The organism is Methylophaga sp. UBA2496 (assembly GCF_002341635.1).
Lineage (GTDB): Bacteria > Pseudomonadota > Gammaproteobacteria > Nitrosococcales > Methylophagaceae > Methylophaga.
The window spans coordinates 475550-491756 of the sequence record NZ_DDOK01000004.1 but is presented as its reverse complement, the minus strand read 5'-3'; the positions used below and the strand labels follow the sequence as shown (position 1 = coordinate 491756).

The 16207-nt window shown below is 45.8% G+C and carries 19 protein-coding genes; 14 read left to right on the top strand and 5 right to left on the bottom strand.

The annotated features are described in order from the left end of the window. Positions 1 to 14: 14 nt before the first annotated feature. Positions 15 to 350 (bottom strand): ArsR/SmtB family transcription factor, encoded by a 336-nt coding sequence (locus B2W60_RS05595; RefSeq protein WP_292362200.1) that lies wholly within the window; start codon positions 348 to 350, stop codon positions 15 to 17. 352 nt (positions 351 to 702) lie between these two features. Here B2W60_RS05595 and B2W60_RS05590 point away from each other — a divergent pair, with 352 nt between their 5' ends. Both B2W60_RS05590 and B2W60_RS05585 read left to right on the top strand, forming a co-directional pair. After that, a complete protein-coding gene (locus B2W60_RS05590; RefSeq protein WP_292362201.1) occupies positions 703 to 1452 on the top strand; it encodes a hypothetical protein in 750 nt (249 codons plus the stop codon). 39 nt (positions 1453 to 1491) lie between these two features. Beyond that, entirely contained in the window at positions 1492 to 1821 is a 330-nt protein-coding gene (locus tag B2W60_RS05585; RefSeq protein ID WP_292362202.1) for a hypothetical protein, read from the top strand. Between the two features lie 34 nt (positions 1822 to 1855). Here B2W60_RS05585 and B2W60_RS05580 read toward each other — a convergent pair whose 3' ends face one another. Further along, complete coding sequence (locus B2W60_RS05580) at positions 1856 to 3052, bottom strand: YbfB/YjiJ family MFS transporter (RefSeq protein WP_292362203.1); 1197 nt, start codon at positions 3050 to 3052, stop codon at positions 1856 to 1858. Positions 3053 to 3238: 186 nt separating this feature from the next. Between B2W60_RS05580 and dsbG the strand changes: the two genes are divergently transcribed. The 8 genes from dsbG (at position 3239) to B2W60_RS05540 (ending at position 9390) form a co-directional block, all read left to right on the top strand. Continuing rightward, the gene (dsbG, locus tag B2W60_RS05575) at positions 3239 to 4000 is read left to right on the top strand and encodes a thiol:disulfide interchange protein DsbG (RefSeq protein ID WP_292362204.1); all 762 of its coding nucleotides are present in this window, start codon (positions 3239 to 3241) and stop codon (positions 3998 to 4000) included. After that, entirely contained in the window at positions 3997 to 4800 is an 804-nt protein-coding gene (locus tag B2W60_RS05570) for a TlpA family protein disulfide reductase (protein ID WP_292362205.1), read from the top strand. The genes dsbG and B2W60_RS05570 overlap by 4 nt, the downstream gene beginning before the upstream one ends. A 49-nt stretch (positions 4801 to 4849) precedes the next feature. Beyond that, positions 4850 to 5641 carry an SDR family NAD(P)-dependent oxidoreductase gene (locus tag B2W60_RS05565; RefSeq protein WP_292362206.1) on the top strand — a complete coding sequence of 264 codons (792 nt, stop codon included), beginning with the start codon at positions 4850 to 4852 and terminating at the stop codon, positions 5639 to 5641. 69 nt (positions 5642 to 5710) lie between these two features. Then, positions 5711 to 6814, top strand: coding sequence for an NADH:flavin oxidoreductase/NADH oxidase (locus B2W60_RS05560; RefSeq protein WP_292362207.1), 1104 nt, complete (start codon positions 5711 to 5713; stop codon positions 6812 to 6814). Positions 6815 to 6839: 25 nt separating this feature from the next. Next, positions 6840 to 7238 (top strand): GFA family protein, encoded by a 399-nt coding sequence (locus tag B2W60_RS05555; RefSeq protein ID WP_292362208.1) that lies wholly within the window; start codon positions 6840 to 6842, stop codon positions 7236 to 7238. An 83-nt stretch (positions 7239 to 7321) separates the two neighbouring features. Beyond that, positions 7322 to 8158 (top strand): 23S rRNA (adenine(2030)-N(6))-methyltransferase RlmJ, encoded by an 837-nt coding sequence (locus B2W60_RS05550; protein WP_292362209.1) that lies wholly within the window; start codon positions 7322 to 7324, stop codon positions 8156 to 8158. Between the two features lie 88 nt (positions 8159 to 8246). Continuing rightward, a complete protein-coding gene (locus B2W60_RS05545) occupies positions 8247 to 8771 on the top strand; it encodes a hypothetical protein (RefSeq protein ID WP_292362210.1) in 525 nt (174 codons plus the stop codon). Positions 8772 to 8994: 223 nt separating this feature from the next. After that, complete coding sequence (locus B2W60_RS05540; protein WP_292362211.1) at positions 8995 to 9390, top strand: DoxX family protein; 396 nt, start codon at positions 8995 to 8997, stop codon at positions 9388 to 9390. 132 nt (positions 9391 to 9522) lie between these two features. On the opposite strand, the gene B2W60_RS05535 is transcribed toward B2W60_RS05540, so the two are convergent. Then, on the bottom strand, positions 9523 to 10365 hold the full coding sequence (locus B2W60_RS05535; protein WP_292362212.1) for an HDOD domain-containing protein: 843 nt from the start codon (positions 10363 to 10365) through the stop codon (positions 9523 to 9525). 94 nt (positions 10366 to 10459) lie between these two features. Here B2W60_RS05535 and alaC point away from each other — a divergent pair, with 94 nt between their 5' ends. Genes alaC through B2W60_RS05515 form a run of 4 tightly spaced genes read left to right on the top strand, consistent with a single transcriptional unit; the run spans position 10460 to position 14644 of the window. Then, complete coding sequence (gene alaC / locus B2W60_RS05530) at positions 10460 to 11638, top strand: alanine transaminase (protein ID WP_292362213.1); 1179 nt, start codon at positions 10460 to 10462, stop codon at positions 11636 to 11638. Positions 11639 to 11648: 10 nt separating this feature from the next. Further along, on the top strand, positions 11649 to 12959 hold the full coding sequence (locus B2W60_RS05525) for a homoserine dehydrogenase (RefSeq protein WP_292362214.1): 1311 nt from the start codon (positions 11649 to 11651) through the stop codon (positions 12957 to 12959). A gap of 37 nt (positions 12960 to 12996) precedes the next feature. Then, positions 12997 to 14142 carry a threonine synthase gene (thrC, locus tag B2W60_RS05520; protein WP_292362215.1) on the top strand — a complete coding sequence of 382 codons (1146 nt, stop codon included), beginning with the start codon at positions 12997 to 12999 and terminating at the stop codon, positions 14140 to 14142. Between the two features lies 1 nt (position 14143). After that, on the top strand, positions 14144 to 14644 hold the full coding sequence (locus B2W60_RS05515; RefSeq protein ID WP_292362217.1) for a hypothetical protein: 501 nt from the start codon (positions 14144 to 14146) through the stop codon (positions 14642 to 14644). Positions 14645 to 14657: 13 nt separating this feature from the next. On the opposite strand, the gene B2W60_RS05510 is transcribed toward B2W60_RS05515, so the two are convergent. Next, positions 14658 to 14954 (bottom strand): hypothetical protein, encoded by a 297-nt coding sequence (locus B2W60_RS05510; RefSeq protein WP_292362218.1) that lies wholly within the window; start codon positions 14952 to 14954, stop codon positions 14658 to 14660. 34 nt (positions 14955 to 14988) lie between these two features. Continuing rightward, complete coding sequence (hemW, locus tag B2W60_RS05505) at positions 14989 to 16149, bottom strand: radical SAM family heme chaperone HemW (protein ID WP_292362655.1); 1161 nt, start codon at positions 16147 to 16149, stop codon at positions 14989 to 14991. Positions 16150 to 16207 lie beyond the last annotated feature (58 nt).

Sequence of the window (16207 nt, the reverse complement as noted above, 5' to 3'; positions counted from 1 at the left end):
GACTCCTTATGAGATTAATTTGACTCTGGTTTACTAAGCAACTGCTCCAGCGTATCCAGTTGCTGATTCCAATAGCGCTGGTAATGCTGTATCCATTCAAGGCCGCCATGCATCGGTGCTGCATTCAGTTCGCAGATATGACTCCTGCCTTGCACTTTGCGATTAATTAAACTTGCCTGTTCCAGAACCCGAATATGTTTCGAAGCCGCTGCCAGTGACATATCAAACGGTTCGGCAAGCTCACCGATCGACCGGCTTTGCAAAGCCAGAGCCTGCAACATTGAGCGCCGTGTTGGATCAGCCAGAGCATGAAATAAAGTATCTAAATTTGTCGCGTTATATTTAACCATGAGGTTTAATATCCTCTCATTATTAATTATTGTCAACCATTTGGTTTAATAATGTGCTAAACCACTGTTATGGATGGAGTTTTGTGATAGGTTCGGTGAAAATAATGCTTGCGGTAAAGTGTAAACTGTGAAATATTTCACAAAAAATATAAGAGATGCGAATGATGCGTATCACTTTATCTCCAGTCAATGCAGCTTGAGCCCAGATGGTTACTAACGTTGTATTTTGTCTTAATAGCGGGCTTTCAATGCCTGGACTTTATCGCTTTGTCCCCCCATTTCCCAATGCTGTCTGTTTGGAAGAGTCATCTCCAGTGATATTTTTCCCGACCTTTGAAAAGGAGTTCAGCCCATGAATCCAAGAAAACTCAGCCTGATTCTGATGCTGGCGGGTATGGTCATTTTGCTGATATCGCTGGTGTGGTTTTTTGCAGCCTACGCATCCACTCTGGATACAATGAGTCGTTATGGCAATAAAGATGTCATCACGCAAATGATGGCGTGCATCTATTCCTCGCCACCGATTTGCCGTGGAGCGGCGGCATTAAGCGATGGTCTTTCCTACAGCCCTATGATTTTCTGGCTGGGAATCCTCTTGTTACTGGCTGGGGTGGTCGCGTTTTTTTCGCTGAATAAGCAAATAAAGCAGTCGCCAGATTTTGATGATCGGGTTGGAGAGAACCTGAGCAGTGACAAACTATTAGGCTTTATCGCTAAGGAAAAATATACACGTTACAGCTATATACTGTTTCTGGTGGGCGCTGCAGGGGGGGTATTATTGCCGCCACTGGCGGTAGCTGCTTTGTTGGGATTTATATTGGCCATGCTGGGATATTTTGTCTGTTCACAACAGTTAACCAGTTTGGATAAAAACCATCTTGCAGTGCTCAGTGTGGTGTACATCGCTTCAACGCTACTGCTTTTAATGACCATTGGCAGTGCGTTGTTTCTGTTGGTGGCGTTGCTACAACTTGGGTTGTATTACATCGGTTTTAATAGCTATCGGTTTGGTCGGGTTATCAAAGTCAATAATCTGAAAGATGAGGTTGTACTGGCTTTTAAACCTATACGTGATCGGTTTTCTCATGGAGAGAAAAGCTGATTTTGTCTTCCTGAACTTCTGACTTTATGAGGTAATGTTATGAAAACCACACTCACTCTGCTCAACAATATTAAGTCGGCAGGCTGGAGCCGGTTAAGTCCTTTATTGTTAGCGATAACACTCACTGCCTGTGGTTCTGATTTTCAGGAAGGAGCCTATGTCGATGCACAATATGGTACAGGTTATGAGTTTAATGCCGATGGTCAGGGACAGCTGATTGGAGGAGTACCTGGTGCCTATAGTTTTACCTATGAGGTCGACAGCAATGAAGTGGTGACTTCCGGCGATATCAATCTCACTTTCAAACGCATTGATGACAAAACCCTGGAACGACCTGATGGGACTCGGCTGACCTTGAAAGAAGAATAAGCCATTTACCATTAATACGGCTGGAAAGAACTTATCAGAACACAGGTGTATTGATTTGAGGGTGTTTATTTTTCTCAAATCGATGTATTTGCCAGACAAAGAAAATGCCCGTGATCATCACAGCGGCCGCCATCCACATGGAGGACAGGTAATTACCTGTCAGTGTCGACAGATAACCCGCCAGAGCGGGTGCGATAAGTTGGGCTATACCGTAACTTATGGTCAGTTTTGCCATAGCCTTTGCCGGGTTATGAGGAAATTTGTGCCCGACATAAACCAGCATGAGGCTGACAATCCCGGCAAAGGTCGCTCCAAATATCAAAGCGCCTATCAGGTTGAAAAAAAACGATTCACTGACAAGCGGAATCAGAATTGATAGGAGAATCATCACATAGGCTGTCATGATGGCTCGGGTTTCACCAATGCGTTCTGCCACTTTGTCCCAAATAATGCAGGATGGAACTGCCGCAATACCCAACATCACCCAGATTAAACTGCCTTTGCCCGACAGGCTTGGCATGCCTTCCAGTATCGCTACAATGAAAGTGGCGCTGATAACATAACCCACACCAGCACAGGCATAAGCGGCAATCATCAAACGCATCCACTTTGAATTAGGCGCAGCAAAATCAGCTGATGGAGTGTGTTGTAGAGCAGGGGCAGGCATCAGAAACCAGGCGGGCAAAAAAAACAAAATACCAAATAACCCCATAACCAGCCATTGCTCAGCCCAATTGTAATAAGGCGTTATCAACACAATAACAATACCGGGTATCGCTATACCCAGCCCCAGCCCTGAAAAATGAATTCCCAATGCGGATTTGTAGCCGTTTTGTTTCAGCCAGCCCATCACAAAGCCGGCGGCGAGAATAATCCCTGCGGTGCTGGTAAGGCCACCAATAAATCGCAAAATACTCCATAAAACGATATCGGTGGTGACGGCCATTAATATCGTACTTAATACGGCCAGAACAAGATTGATGCGATAAAACAGAAACTTGGTTTTGAGGCTGGTTAAAAACGAAATCAGCACCACACCAGACAGGTAACCGATGTAATTAAATGTTGCCAACCAGCCACCGCTGAGTTTATTCAGTGACGTTTCGGTTAACATGATCGGTAAAAAAGGCGTATAAGCAAACCTGGCAATTCCCACCGTCAGGATTAATGCACAGATACCAGCCAATATCACCTGATAGCGTGGCGAAAGTTGCAACCAGTTTGCGTTCATAAAAAATATGACCTGAGTGAAAATCCGTCCTACGTTTTACCATAAGTTTTCACACGCTGCGTTGTTGTGAAAAATGTATCCAATAAACTTGAGAGATTTAAAGTAAAGGATTGCCATCCTGTCTGTTAATCCCCACTTAATTCCATCCAGCTAGTCTTATGAACCAACCGTCTAACGGAGTTATCAATGAAGAAATTTATCATCCCTGTTTTGTTACTTTGTATCGGCTTCGGAAGTTACTGGGCGATAGCTGAACAGCAGGAGCCCGAAGTTATAAGCTATATCAAAGAACAGGGTGTCACCATTATCGACAGTTTTGACGCACCTGCCGGGTTGACCGGTTATGCCGCCAATATTCAAGGTCAGCCGATGAGCATTTATCTTACCGAAGACAAACAGTATGCGTTGATTGGTAATCTGATAAATGCACAGGGCGACGATTTGGGCGAAGAGGCTCTGTATGAACTGGTCAGCGCTCCACAGAATGAAAAAGTCTGGCAAACACTGGAACAGGCGAAATGGATCCAGGATGGGCCACAAAACGCCAAACAGATTATTTACACCTTTACTGATCCATATTGTCCGTATTGCCAGCGATTACGCGAAACTGCCGAGCCATATATTGCATCGGGTGAGGTGCAGTTCCGTCATATTATGGTAGGCATACTGCAGGAAAACAGCATTGAAAAATCGGCATCAATTTTAGCCGCTGAATCCCCGGAACAAGCCTTGCAGCAGCATATTCAACATTCTGGAGATTCGGCTAAAAATACGGATGAACAAACATCAGCCGAGGGTAAACGGCGGGTTGAGGAAAATAATCTGTTGATGGAACAGTTGGGGTTAATGGCGACCCCGACCAGTGTTTATAAAGATCAAAACGGTCATGTACGACTGGTGGAAGGCATGCCGATGGGTGACGAAATCAGCAGGATGTTTGGTCAATGATGTCGATTAATCTCGGTCCATTTTCCTTGCCACTGGAGCCGTTGCTGTTATTTGGCAGTGCGCTTATCGGGATTCTGGTGGCCTCAATTCTGTCCAGAAAAAATCAAGGTTCGGTGACTGATCCGTTGTTAATGATGTTGCTATTCGGGTTGGTGATTGGGCGTATCGTGTTTGTCATCAAATTTGCTGATCAATACGACTCAGTCTGGCAGATGCTGGATTTCCGTGATCGTGGCGTGGATTGGATTTCCGGGACGATAGCGATGGTGCTGTTTTTGCTTTTGCAAATCAAACGTCTGTCACAGCAACGTATGGCTTTATTCGGTGGCGCAGTCTCAATTTTACTGTTTTTTTCAGCCTCTTCGCTGCTGTTAAATTTAGGTGGTGATCAGGTTGTCATGCCTGAAATTGCTGTAGAACAGCTTAATGGCGAAGCAATATCTCTGAATCAACTCACTGAAAATAATGTGACGGTGGTGAATTTATGGGCCAGCTGGTGCCCGCCATGTCAGCGTGAAATGCCTGCCTTTCAAAAATTACAACAGCAGTATCCTGATATCCGGTTTGTGATGCTCAATCAGCAGGAATCGCTGGAAAAGGTTGAGGCGTTTCTCGCTGAAAATGACTTGAAATTTGAGCATGTTTTACTGGATAAAACAGGAAAAGTCGCAGATGCCTTCAATGCTTATGGTTTACCTGTCACGTTGTTTTTCGATCAGCAGGGAATGCTGATGGAGAGTCATATGGGGGAGGTATCTGCGGCAAGATTAACGGCAACGTTAAAAAAGATAACAGAGTAATCAGCAAGTCATTCTGACCCGGTTAAATGTATATTTTATGGAGCTATTTATGGACCTGCAACTCGAAAATAAAATCGCTTTAGTCAGCGGCAGCACGGCGGGCATTGGTTTTTCCATTGCAAAAGCACTGGCAGATGAAGGGGCCAATGTAATCGTCAATGGACGTTCGGAATCCTCCGTCAAACAGGCTGTTGAATCATTAAAAACAACTGCAAAAGGCACTCTGCATGGATTTTCTGGGGATCTGTCTCTGGCATCTGAAGCGGAAAAATTAACTCAGCAATATCCCCGCGTAGATATTCTGATTAATAACCTGGGTATCTTCGAGCCAGTGCCGTTTGAAGATATTCCGGACGAAGACTGGCTGCGCTTTTTTGATGTGAATGTACTCAGTGGTGTGCGATTGACGCGGGCCTATCTGCCAGCGATGAAACAGCAAAACTGGGGCCGGGTAATTTTCATTTCCAGTGAAAGCGGAGTGCAGATCCCTGAAGAAATGATTCATTATGGCATGACCAAAGCGGCTCAGATAGCCATTGCCCGTGGTCTGGCCGAACAGGTTGCCGGTACCAATATTACGGTGAATTCTGTATTACCCGGGCCAACACGCTCACGAGGTGTCGAAACTTTTGTGACGGATCTCGCCGCCAAAGAAGGTCAAAGTCTCGAAGCCTTTGAAAAAGACTTTTTTGAACATGTCAGACCCACTTCTTTGATTAAGCGTTTCGCCACCACGAATGAAGTCGCTTCAATGGTCTGTTATCTATCCAGCCCATTAGCTTCGGCCACAACGGGTGCCGCTGTTCGTGTTGATGGTGGGGTTATTAAAAGTGCTTTTTAAGTATTCAACATGACCGGAATGAGTTATTCGTGGATTTTTTTGAGTTTTTATTTTTAACAAGAGATTTTTATGACAGCGTTATTTACTGAGTTTTCGCTAAAAGATGTGACATTACGCAACCGCATTGCGGTACCCCCGATGTGTCAATACAGTGCTAATGATGGATTGACCAATGACTGGCATCTGGCGCATTACACCCAATTAGCCCGTGGCGGTGCGGGGCTGGTGATCGTTGAAGCGACGGCAGTTAGTCCCGAAGGAAGAATAACGCCAGGATGTACTGGCATCTGGAATGACGCCCAGGCAGAAGGCATGGCAAAAATTGCTTCAGCCATTAAAAAAGCAGGTGCTTGTCCAGGCATTCAGATAGCACATGCGGGACGTAAAGCCAGCGCCAATCGTCCATGGGAAGGCGATGACCATTTAGCGGATGATGATCCGCAAAGCTGGCAAACCATAGCGCCTTCTGCCGTTGCATTTGGTGCCAATTTGCCCAAAGTCCCCAAAGCCATGACATTGGAGGATATCGAGCGGGTTAAGGCTGATTTTGTTGCCGCTGCCAAACGTGCGAGAGCCGCAGGCTTTGAATGGCTGGAATTGCATTTTGCGCATGGTTATCTGGCACAAAGCTTTTTTTCAGTTCATTCCAATCAACGCGACGATCAATATGGAGGCGATTTGGCCGGTCGTAGCCGATTCTTATTGGAAACATTACAGGCGGTACGTGACGTCTGGCCAGAAAATCTGCCATTAACTGCTCGTTTCGGGGTGATTGAATATGACGGCCGTGATGAAGAAACGTTGAGTGACTCTATCCATCTGACCCGCCAATTTAAACAAACAGGTCTGGATCTACTCAGTGTCAGTATTGGGTTTTCCACCCCTGATGCAAATATTCCCTGGGGACCGGCATTATTGGTACCGATTGCCGAACGAGTGCGGCGTGAAGCTGAAATGCCAGTCGCTTCAGCCTGGGGTATTGATGAACCTGACACGGTGAACCAGGTTATTACGGATCAACAGCTGGATCTTGTTATGGTGGGACGAGCCCATTTAGCCAATCCTCATTGGCCATACCTTGCAGCTAAAACCTTAAAAATTGCTGATCCTGCCTGGGTGTTACCGGCACCTTATGCACATTGGTTATCGCGTTATCATGCTCCAGAGAGTTGAACATTAAACAAGCGCCAGCAATGCAATGATCTCTAAAATAGGAAACACCGAAATTCAGCCCTACCATAAAGGCAGTTGCCATTGTGGTGAGGTTGAATTTGTTGTGCATTTGCCAAATGGTATTGAAGATCCTCGTCGTTGTGATTGTTCCATGTGTCGGAGAAAGGGCGCTATCGCAGCGTATGTTACGATGTCTTCCCTGCAAATTACCAAAGGGGCCGATAAGCTCTCTTCGTATCAATTTAATACCATGACGGCCAAGCATTATTTTTGTTCGATTTGTGGCATTTATACCCATCACCAGACCCGAGCAAATCCCGACTTCTTTGGCTTTAATCTCGCCTGTCTGGAAGGGGTGAATCCTTTTGAGTTGGGTGAGGTTAGAGTTAATGACGGAATTAACCATGTCTCAGATAAACGTTAACGGAAATTATTTTGCCAAATCCGTTTACTCAGCGTAATTTGCTGCTACGCAATTCATCTCTCAACACATAATCAGGATCTCACTTGCTAAGCTACCGCCATTCCTTTCATGCTGGCAACTTTGCTGACGTGCTCAAACATATTGTCTTAATTGAGATTTTGCAGCACCTCGGTAAAAAAGAAAAAGCCTTTGACTACATAGACACCCATGCTGGGGCTGGCCTTTATCATCTGGCTTCAGCTCATGCTGAGAAACTACAGGAATACCAGAATGGTATTGCTAAATTAAAGGTGGCTGACTGGCCGGAACTGGCCACGTATTTTGCTGTGATTGATGCTGTTAACTCTGGTAAATCGCTGGAGTATTATCCTGGTTCTCCGTTTATTGCTCTGCATTGTATGCGGCGTCAGGATCGGACCTGGTTGTATGAGTTGCATCCCGAAGATGCCGGTCTTTTATTACAAAATACCCAAAAAGTGAAGCGGGCACGGGTGATGCGTGAAGATGGTTTAAAAGGCTTATTGTCTTTATTGCCACCGGTTTCACGACGTGGATTGGTATTGATTGATCCATCTTATGAAATCAAATCTGATTACGATTTGGTATTTCAAACAATCGAAAAAGCTTATGCAAAATTCCCTACTGGCAGCTATGCCATCTGGTATCCAGTGGTTGAACGAAGTCGAATCACTCGCCTGGAAAAACAATTTAGTAAAAGTGGCATCAAAAATATTCAACGTTTTGAGTTAGCGGTCACTGCCGATTCTGACGAGCGCGGCATGACCGCATCGGGCATGATCGTGATTAATCCCCCTTGGCAGTTAATGGAAACGATGAACAAGTTATTGCCAAAGCTGACCAATAAATTGGCGGTTGATAGCGGCGCTTTTTATAAATCAGAAATACTGGTAGCAGAATAATCCCCACAGACATAATCTGCATTAAAGTCTGTGTTAAGCACTCATGTCATGATAGCGCCAGATTCAGTATTACGGATTTGCAATCACCATGAGTCATTCGGTTATCTACAGAAAACCCCATGGCAAAACGTTCAGTTATCGTTATGCCAATGGTAAAACAGTTAAGAACGCCGCCTTAAAACGCTGGATAAAAAGTCTCGCTATTCCACCTGCATGGGAAGAGGTTGAAATTCAGCAGGATCGCGATGCCAAAGTTATAGTGACTGGACGGGATAATCAGGGCCGAAAACAATATATCTATAATCCGAACTGGGTCGAAACGGCCAGCGAACAGAAGTTCAAACGCATTTTGCGATTTGCCGAACAATTGGAAACCATGCGGCGGGTAACCGGGCAACATATCCAACGAAAACCGATTGATCAAATCACCGTGCTCGCCTGCATGACCCGAATGCTGGATGATGCGTTTTTCCGACCAGGCAGTGCCAGCTATACCCGGCAAAACCATACGTATGGTTTGACCACATTGCGGGCAAAACCCTGGGTTATTTTCGTCGCCAATTTAAACGTTACCGTGGGAAATTTCTCAGTCTGGATGAAAAAGCGACGATGAAATTATTAACCGCATTAATCAAATCATAAAAATTCTTACGTTTACTGCAAATTGAACCGTTAGCAGGACAACCGGCACGCTATATATTTGTACTTGATTGCTGCTACTATTCGCCTGAGTTCTTTGTAAGAAGGACTAAACGATTACACCGACTTCAATTAAGAAGATAAACGAGTCTAATCAATTCATTAGCTGTGAAGACTTAACGCAAAGGAGAGAGCGAATGGACGGTTTTTATGCAGCGTGGCAACCACGTGTATTGAGTATTCTGCGAATCGTGACTGCATTTATGTTTATGCAGCATGGTGGACAAAAATTATTTGGATTTCCGGCACCACAACGTTATGAATTTGATTTGTTTACGCTATCCGGTGTTGCCGGTGTATTGGAAATCGTTGGTGGCTTTTTGATCCTCATCGGCCTTTTCACCCGGCCGGTAGCGTTTATTTTGTCGGGACAAATGGCCGTGGCCTATTTTATTGCCCACGCGCCGCAGGCATTCTGGCCATTGCTCAATAATGGTGAGCTAGCGGCATTATTCAGTTTTATCTTTTTGTACCTGTTTGTTGCTGGCGGTGGTGCCTGGAGTGTAGATAGCCTTCGCAAACGTCACCCATAAACCAGATATATAAACGAATACGTTTAGGGGGATTTTCAACGTCATCCGACTGAAACGGCAGGGATGAGTATGATAAGTACAAAAAAGCCCGTTGTATCGAACAACGGGCCTTTTGGGATGTAATGAGGCTTTTTAGAAGTTTTGGAATAAAGCTAATGCAGCAGCATATTCTTCACTGTTTTCATCCAGCTCCACCACGCTTATACCGGTATCAATGCCCAGTTTCTGGAAAGACAATACTTTATCCCTTGTGTTTGGATCCAACGCTTTACTGGTATTAAAGTAGCTTTGCAGGTTGGCGACCTGAACTACGTCAGTCAGATCCGGACCGTTCTGGCTGTTGCGATTAAGATTGGCATGTTCTGCTGCAACAGTGACGAGAGTTTCCGGGAAATCCCAGCTTTTCAGAATCGCAGCACCAATTTTTGGATACAGATTCTCAATCAATGTGTCCAGACGGCGAGTATCTTCCAGCAGTTCAGGCATATCGGCGGCTTTCATCAAAATCGGTAATGCACCAATTTCATGGAGCAGGCCTGCAAGTAGCGCTTCATCGTTTGCAATATGGGGGTGTTTGGATGCAATGACCTGACTTGCTGCGGCAACTTCGATGCTGTGTTGCCATAAATCGCGCATTCTGTTTTCCAGTCGCTTATTGGTAGGACGGAACATTTGTTCCATTACCAGGCTGGTCACCAGGTTGCGTATCATTGGAATCCCAAGCCTGGTAACCGCCGTTTGCACCGATTCAACTTCGACTCGACCGCGATATAATGGACTGTTTGCCACTTTTAAAAGCCGGGCAGATAGGGCTGCATCAGTTGTAATTACATCGGCGAGCTGCACTGCAGTTACGTCTGGATTATTGGCAACTTCACGAACCTTGAGGGCTACCTCAGGCAGTGTAGGCAACACCAGTTTTCCCTTTTGGAGATCATTAATGATCGTCGTGTACAATTGGTCTTGTTGACTCATATTAATCCACTGTATTAAATCAATTTGAAGTGTGAATGATTTTCAGTTATTTTGCTTGGTTTGCCAACCGTTTTAGCTAATAGCAGGTGCTCAGTTGAACGACGAATTTCCCAGAATCAAGCGTCTTCCGCCATACGTTTTCAACATTGTAAATGATTTGAAGGCAAAAGCGCGTGCGCGCGGTGAAGATATTATCGACTTTGGTATGGGGAACCCGGATAAACCGGCGCCCGCGCACATTGTAGAAAAATTAGTCGAAGCTGCGCAAAGACCGGACACCCATCGTTACTCCGTTTCCAGAGGTATTCCACGTCTGCGTAAAGCCATCTGCGACTGGTATCAGCGCAAATATGATGTGACCCTTGATCCGGACTCCGAAACCATCGTGACCATCGGCTCCAAAGAAGGTTTGGCGCATCTGGCATTGGCAACCGTTGGACCTGGCGACGCAGTATTGGTCCCCAATCCTGCCTATCCGATTCATCCATATGGATTTGTGATTGCTGGCGCAGATATTCGTCATGTGCCGTTAACACCGGATGTCGATTTTTTTGCGGAACTGGAAAAATCGGTTAAGGATTCCTGGCCGAAACCGAAAATGCTGGTGCTGAATTTTCCGGGCAATCCTACTACGCAATGTGTGGATCTGGACTTTTTCCAACGTGTTGTTGATTTTGCCAAAGAGCATCAGATTTGGGTTGTCCATGATTTGGCGTATGGTGAGATCACCTTTGATGGTTATAAAGCGCCATCCATTTTGCAGATCCCCGGCGCGATTGATGTAGCTGTGGAGTTTTATACCTTATCTAAAACCTACAATATGCCCGGATGGCGTGTAGGCTTTATGTCAGGTAATCCTACATTGGTTGCGGCACTGGCCAGGATGAAGTCCTATCTGGATTACGGTATGTTTACGCCGATTCAGGTGGCAGCCATTACGGCTCTGGATGGGCCGCAAGAGTGTGTGGCTGAAATTGTTGAAACCTATAAACAACGCCGTGATGTGTTGTGTGAAGGGTTGAATGCGATTGGTTGGCCTGTAGAAAAACCAAAAGCAACCATGTTTGTATGGGCGAAAATTCCGGAACAATTCCGTGAAATGGGGTCTCTGGAATTCAGTAAGAAACTGCTTAAAGAAGCTAAGGTGGCCGTATCTCCGGGTATCGGATTTGGTGAATACGGCGATGAATATGTGCGTTTCGGACTGATTGAAAATCAGCACCGTACCCGGCAGGCAATCCGTGGTATCCGTGACATGATGAAAAAAGGTTAGGGGGCAAAAAGTGCAATCAGTCAAAATTGGTATTCTTGGCTTAGGCACTGTTGGTAGCGGTACTGTCAGTGTTTTAAAGCGAAATTCTAAAGAAATTAGCCGTCGCGCTGGCCGTGGTATCGAAATTACGCGTGCAGCGGATAAAAATCTGGATTCACCCAAAACCTGTGACCTCACTGGTATTGATTTAACCGATGATGCTTTTTCAGTCGTCAATGACCCGGAAATTCAGATTGTCGTTGAATTGATTGGTGGCACTGGTATTGCCCGCGATTTAGTGATGCAAGCGATTGAAAACGGCAAACACGTTGTTACTGCCAACAAAGCGTTAATCGCCATGCATGGTAATGAGCTGTTTGCCAAGGCTCAGGAAAAAGGCGTCACCATTGCTTTTGAAGCGGCGGTAGCTGGCGGTATTCCTATTATTAAAGCCATCCGCGAAGGTCTGGCAGCAAACCGGATTGAATGGTTGGCAGGTATCATTAATGGAACCGGCAACTTCATCCTTACCGAGATGCGTGATAAAGGCCGTAACTTTGCCGATGTACTGGCTGAAGCCCAGGCGCTGGGTTATGCCGAAGCGGATCCGACATTTGATGTCGAAGGCATTGATGCGGCACACAAGCTGACCATCATGGCCTCTATTGCATTTGGTATTCCGTTACAGTTTTATAAAGCCTATACCGAAGGCATCAGCAAAATTTCCCAGGAAGATGTGCAGTACGCTGAAGAATTGGGCTATCACATCAAACATCTGGGGATTGCCAAAAAAACAGCACAAGGGGTTGAGCTGCGGGTTCATCCGACATTAATTCCAAAACGTCGTTTGATTGCTAACGTAAATGGTGTAATGAATGCCGTGGTAGTAAAAGGCGATGCGGTAGGACCAACGTTGTACTATGGAGCCGGTGCCGGTGCTGAGCCGACTGCATCAGCCGTGGTTGCAGATATCGTGGATATTGTTCGAGCCTTGACCACGGATCCGGAAAATCGTGTACCGCATCTGGCTTTCCAGCCTGATTCGTTAAAGGACACACCAATCTTGCCAATGTCTGAAGTAATTACTTCTTACTACCTGCGAATCAACACGGAAGACAAACCCGGCGTGTTGGCAGACATTACCCGCATTTTTAGTGAGCAGGACATCAATATCGAAGCGATATTACAAAAACAACCGGAAGAAGAAGAAGGTACCGTGCCGATCATCATGCTGACCCAACCGGTAGTTGAGAAAAATATGGATGAAGCTATCGCTCAAATCGAAGCATTAGACACTGTTAAGGATGCGATCATGCGTATTCGCATGGAATCGCTGGGCTGATTTAAACGCCCGTTAAAGAATTAAAGAGGAAACATTTATGCCATTTCGTCCACGCTACACTGGCTTGATTGATCGTTACCGTGACCGTTTACCGGTCAACGATGACACTCGTCTTATCAGTCTTGGTGAAGGTAATACGCCTTTATTAAAGCTGAACAATATCCCCAAACTAATTGGTAAAGATGTTGATATTTACGTCAAATATGAAGGTCTGAACCCAACCGGATCTTTCAAAGATCGTGGTATGACCATGGCAGTAACGAAAGCCGTCGAAGAGGGCAGTAAAGCGATTATCTGTGCTTCTACCGGTAATACGTCTGCTGCTGCGGCGGCTTATGCGGCGCGTGCCGGTATTACCGCATTCGTCATTATTCCGGATGGCAAAATCGCCCAGGGTAAACTGGCTCAGGCCATGATGCACAATGCTGTTGTGATTCAAATCAAAGGTAACTTTGATGAAGGTATGCAATTAGTCAAAGATGTAGCAGAACATGCTCCGGTCACCATTGTGAATTCAATTAACCCATATCGTCTGCAAGGTCAGAAAACTGCGGCGTTTGAGATTATTGAAGAGCTGGGACGTGCTCCCGATTATCATTGTCTGCCAGTGGGTAATGCCGGTAATATCACCGCGCACTGGATTGGCTATTGTGAGTACTCATCAGCCAGCGGCGATCATGTCACCGAAGCTTGTGCCTACTGCCATGGACATTGTAAATATGCCGGTGGGGCTATTGTCGGTAATCGCCCCAAAATGGTCGGTTATCAGGCAAATGGTAGCGCGCCGTTTATGCGTGGTGCCATGGTGGATGATCCAGAAACAGTTGCGACAGCAATTCGCATCGGTCATCCACAAAGCTGGGATATGGCCTGGAAAGTTAAAGAAGAATCGCAGGGCTGGTTTGATGAATGTTCTGATGACGAAATATTGGCCGCTCAGAAATTACTGGCCGAAAAAGAAGGTATTTTCTGCGAACCCGCTTCCGCAACATCCGTCGCTGGTGCTTTGCGTGATATTCAAACCGGTAAGATTCCAGAAGGAAGTACCGTTGTCTGTACACTGACAGGCCACGGTCTCAAAGATCCGGATATTGCCATCAAGCAAAGTAGTTCACCTGTGATTACCGTAAATGCTACATTGGACTCAGTACGCGAGGCGATCATCAACAACCTGGCCAGATAATATGACTGAAATAACGGCACCAGAGGAACATGAAAGAACGGCGGCCAGAATGCCGCACGATATCTTTTTAACTAATCTGATTGCGAATCATATCCTGCTGTTTACGGCGATTGCCGCAACCGGCAAGAGTTATTTTGAGTTTATAGTGCTGGTGCCGTTGTTATCGTTTTTGTTTCTCGGTTACACGTTTATACGAGCCAGTCGTATCAAACGTGAGGAGAGTGAGTTTGTCTATATACATTGGCAGATCGCCCGGCGCTGGAGCTTTTTCTTTGCCATTGTATTAACGGTGGTTGTCAGCATTGCTGTGTTGGGTTGGTTGAGTTATACCTATCTTGGTTTGATGAAAGAGGCGGCTTTTGCCTTTGTCGGAGGACTGAGCTTTTTGCCGACATTGGTCAGTGTGCTGATATTGATTGTGATTGAAATGGATTCACTTCATCATGCCAGGGTCGGCACATTACCGGCATGGGCAAAACGCCGTTTTCTGGGCGAGACTTAAATACCTTGCTTCGCTACTCTGGTTTTCGCTGAACCACCGAGTGAATCACCAGCTGGTTTTCAAAGTACACATCAAACTGCGAATATTGCCAGCGTGTAATGGCTGGTGTGCCTTTTGGGGCAAATTGCTGCTCTGCTGTCCCAAATTTCTGTTCGACTTGTTGCATCGTCATCCCACGTGTAGGACGAAGCACACCAGACTCGGAATTCGGGGTGTTATAGGTGGGTTCGGCAATGGATAAAACATCAGCCTGTAATGGCATGGTCATTAATAATGTGATTCCCGCAGCCAGAAGATGGCGTTGCAGCATGGTGGTGACTCCCTTAAATACCTGTGCCAGCATATTATTGCGGCAAAAATAGTTCAATTAAACTGTTTAAATAACGTTGACCTAATTCCGTAGGTCGAATCCACTTAACGGAATACTCAATCAATCCCCGTTCTTCAGCTTCAGCGAGTTGGTTCTTTATCGTCGCCAACGGCATCCCACAATGTTGCATAAATAATGATGGGGCAAAACCATCCGTCAACCGTAATGCATTAAGCATAAACTCAAACCCAATGTCATTAATGCCAACCTGTTCTTGTTTCAGAATACGTTGTGGACTATCGACCAGATCCAGATAGGCTTGGGGCTGTTTTTGTTTAACGATACGTTCAATGGACTGTGTGGCCGCATTGGAGACTTTACCGTGAGCTCCGGCTCCGATACCCAGATAATCACCAAACTGCCAGTAGTTGAGATTGTGACGGCTCTGGCAGCCTTTTTTGGCATAGGCCGACACTTCATATTGCAGATAGCCTGCTTCAGCAAGCCGTTGCTGATTGGCGAGTTGCCAGTCATTGATCGGTTCATCATCCGGTAATGGTGGTGGTGACTGATGAAAAAAAGTATTGGGTTCAATGGTCAGCTGATAATAGGAAATATGAGTTGGTTCAAGGGTAATCGCCATTTCCACATCTTTTCTGGCAAGTTCTGCGGTTTGTTTGGGCAGGCCAAACATTAAATCCAGATTGAAATTATCAAAGCCGGCGTGATGTGCAATTTCTGCTGCACGAATAGCCTGTTTGCCATCATGAATACGGCCTAAGGCTGTCAATGAGTCACCATTAAAACTTTGAATGCCGATTGATAAACGATTAATACCAACGGCACGATAGTCGGTGAACCTGGCAGCTTCAAAGGTACCGGGGTTGGCTTCCAGAGTAATCTCCGCATCGGCACGGATAGGCAATAACGCACGCAAAGCGGAAAATAAGCGGTCGTAGGCTTCAGCACTGAACAGACTGGGGGTACCACCGCCGATAAATATGCTTTGAATTGTACGTCCCCAGACCAGAGGAAGATCCTGTTCGAGATCCCGTATCAATGCGTCGATATAGGCTGTTTCAGGAATCGTTTCACCGGCCTGATGTGAATTAAAATCGCAATAGGGGCATTTACGTACGCACCAGGGCACATGGATATACAGGCTTAGCGGTGGCAAAGCAGTGAAGTTGAACATGGCACTATCAGCCTGAATGGTTTTAGTCTGCAAGGCTGAATAACTGTGGTATTGAATG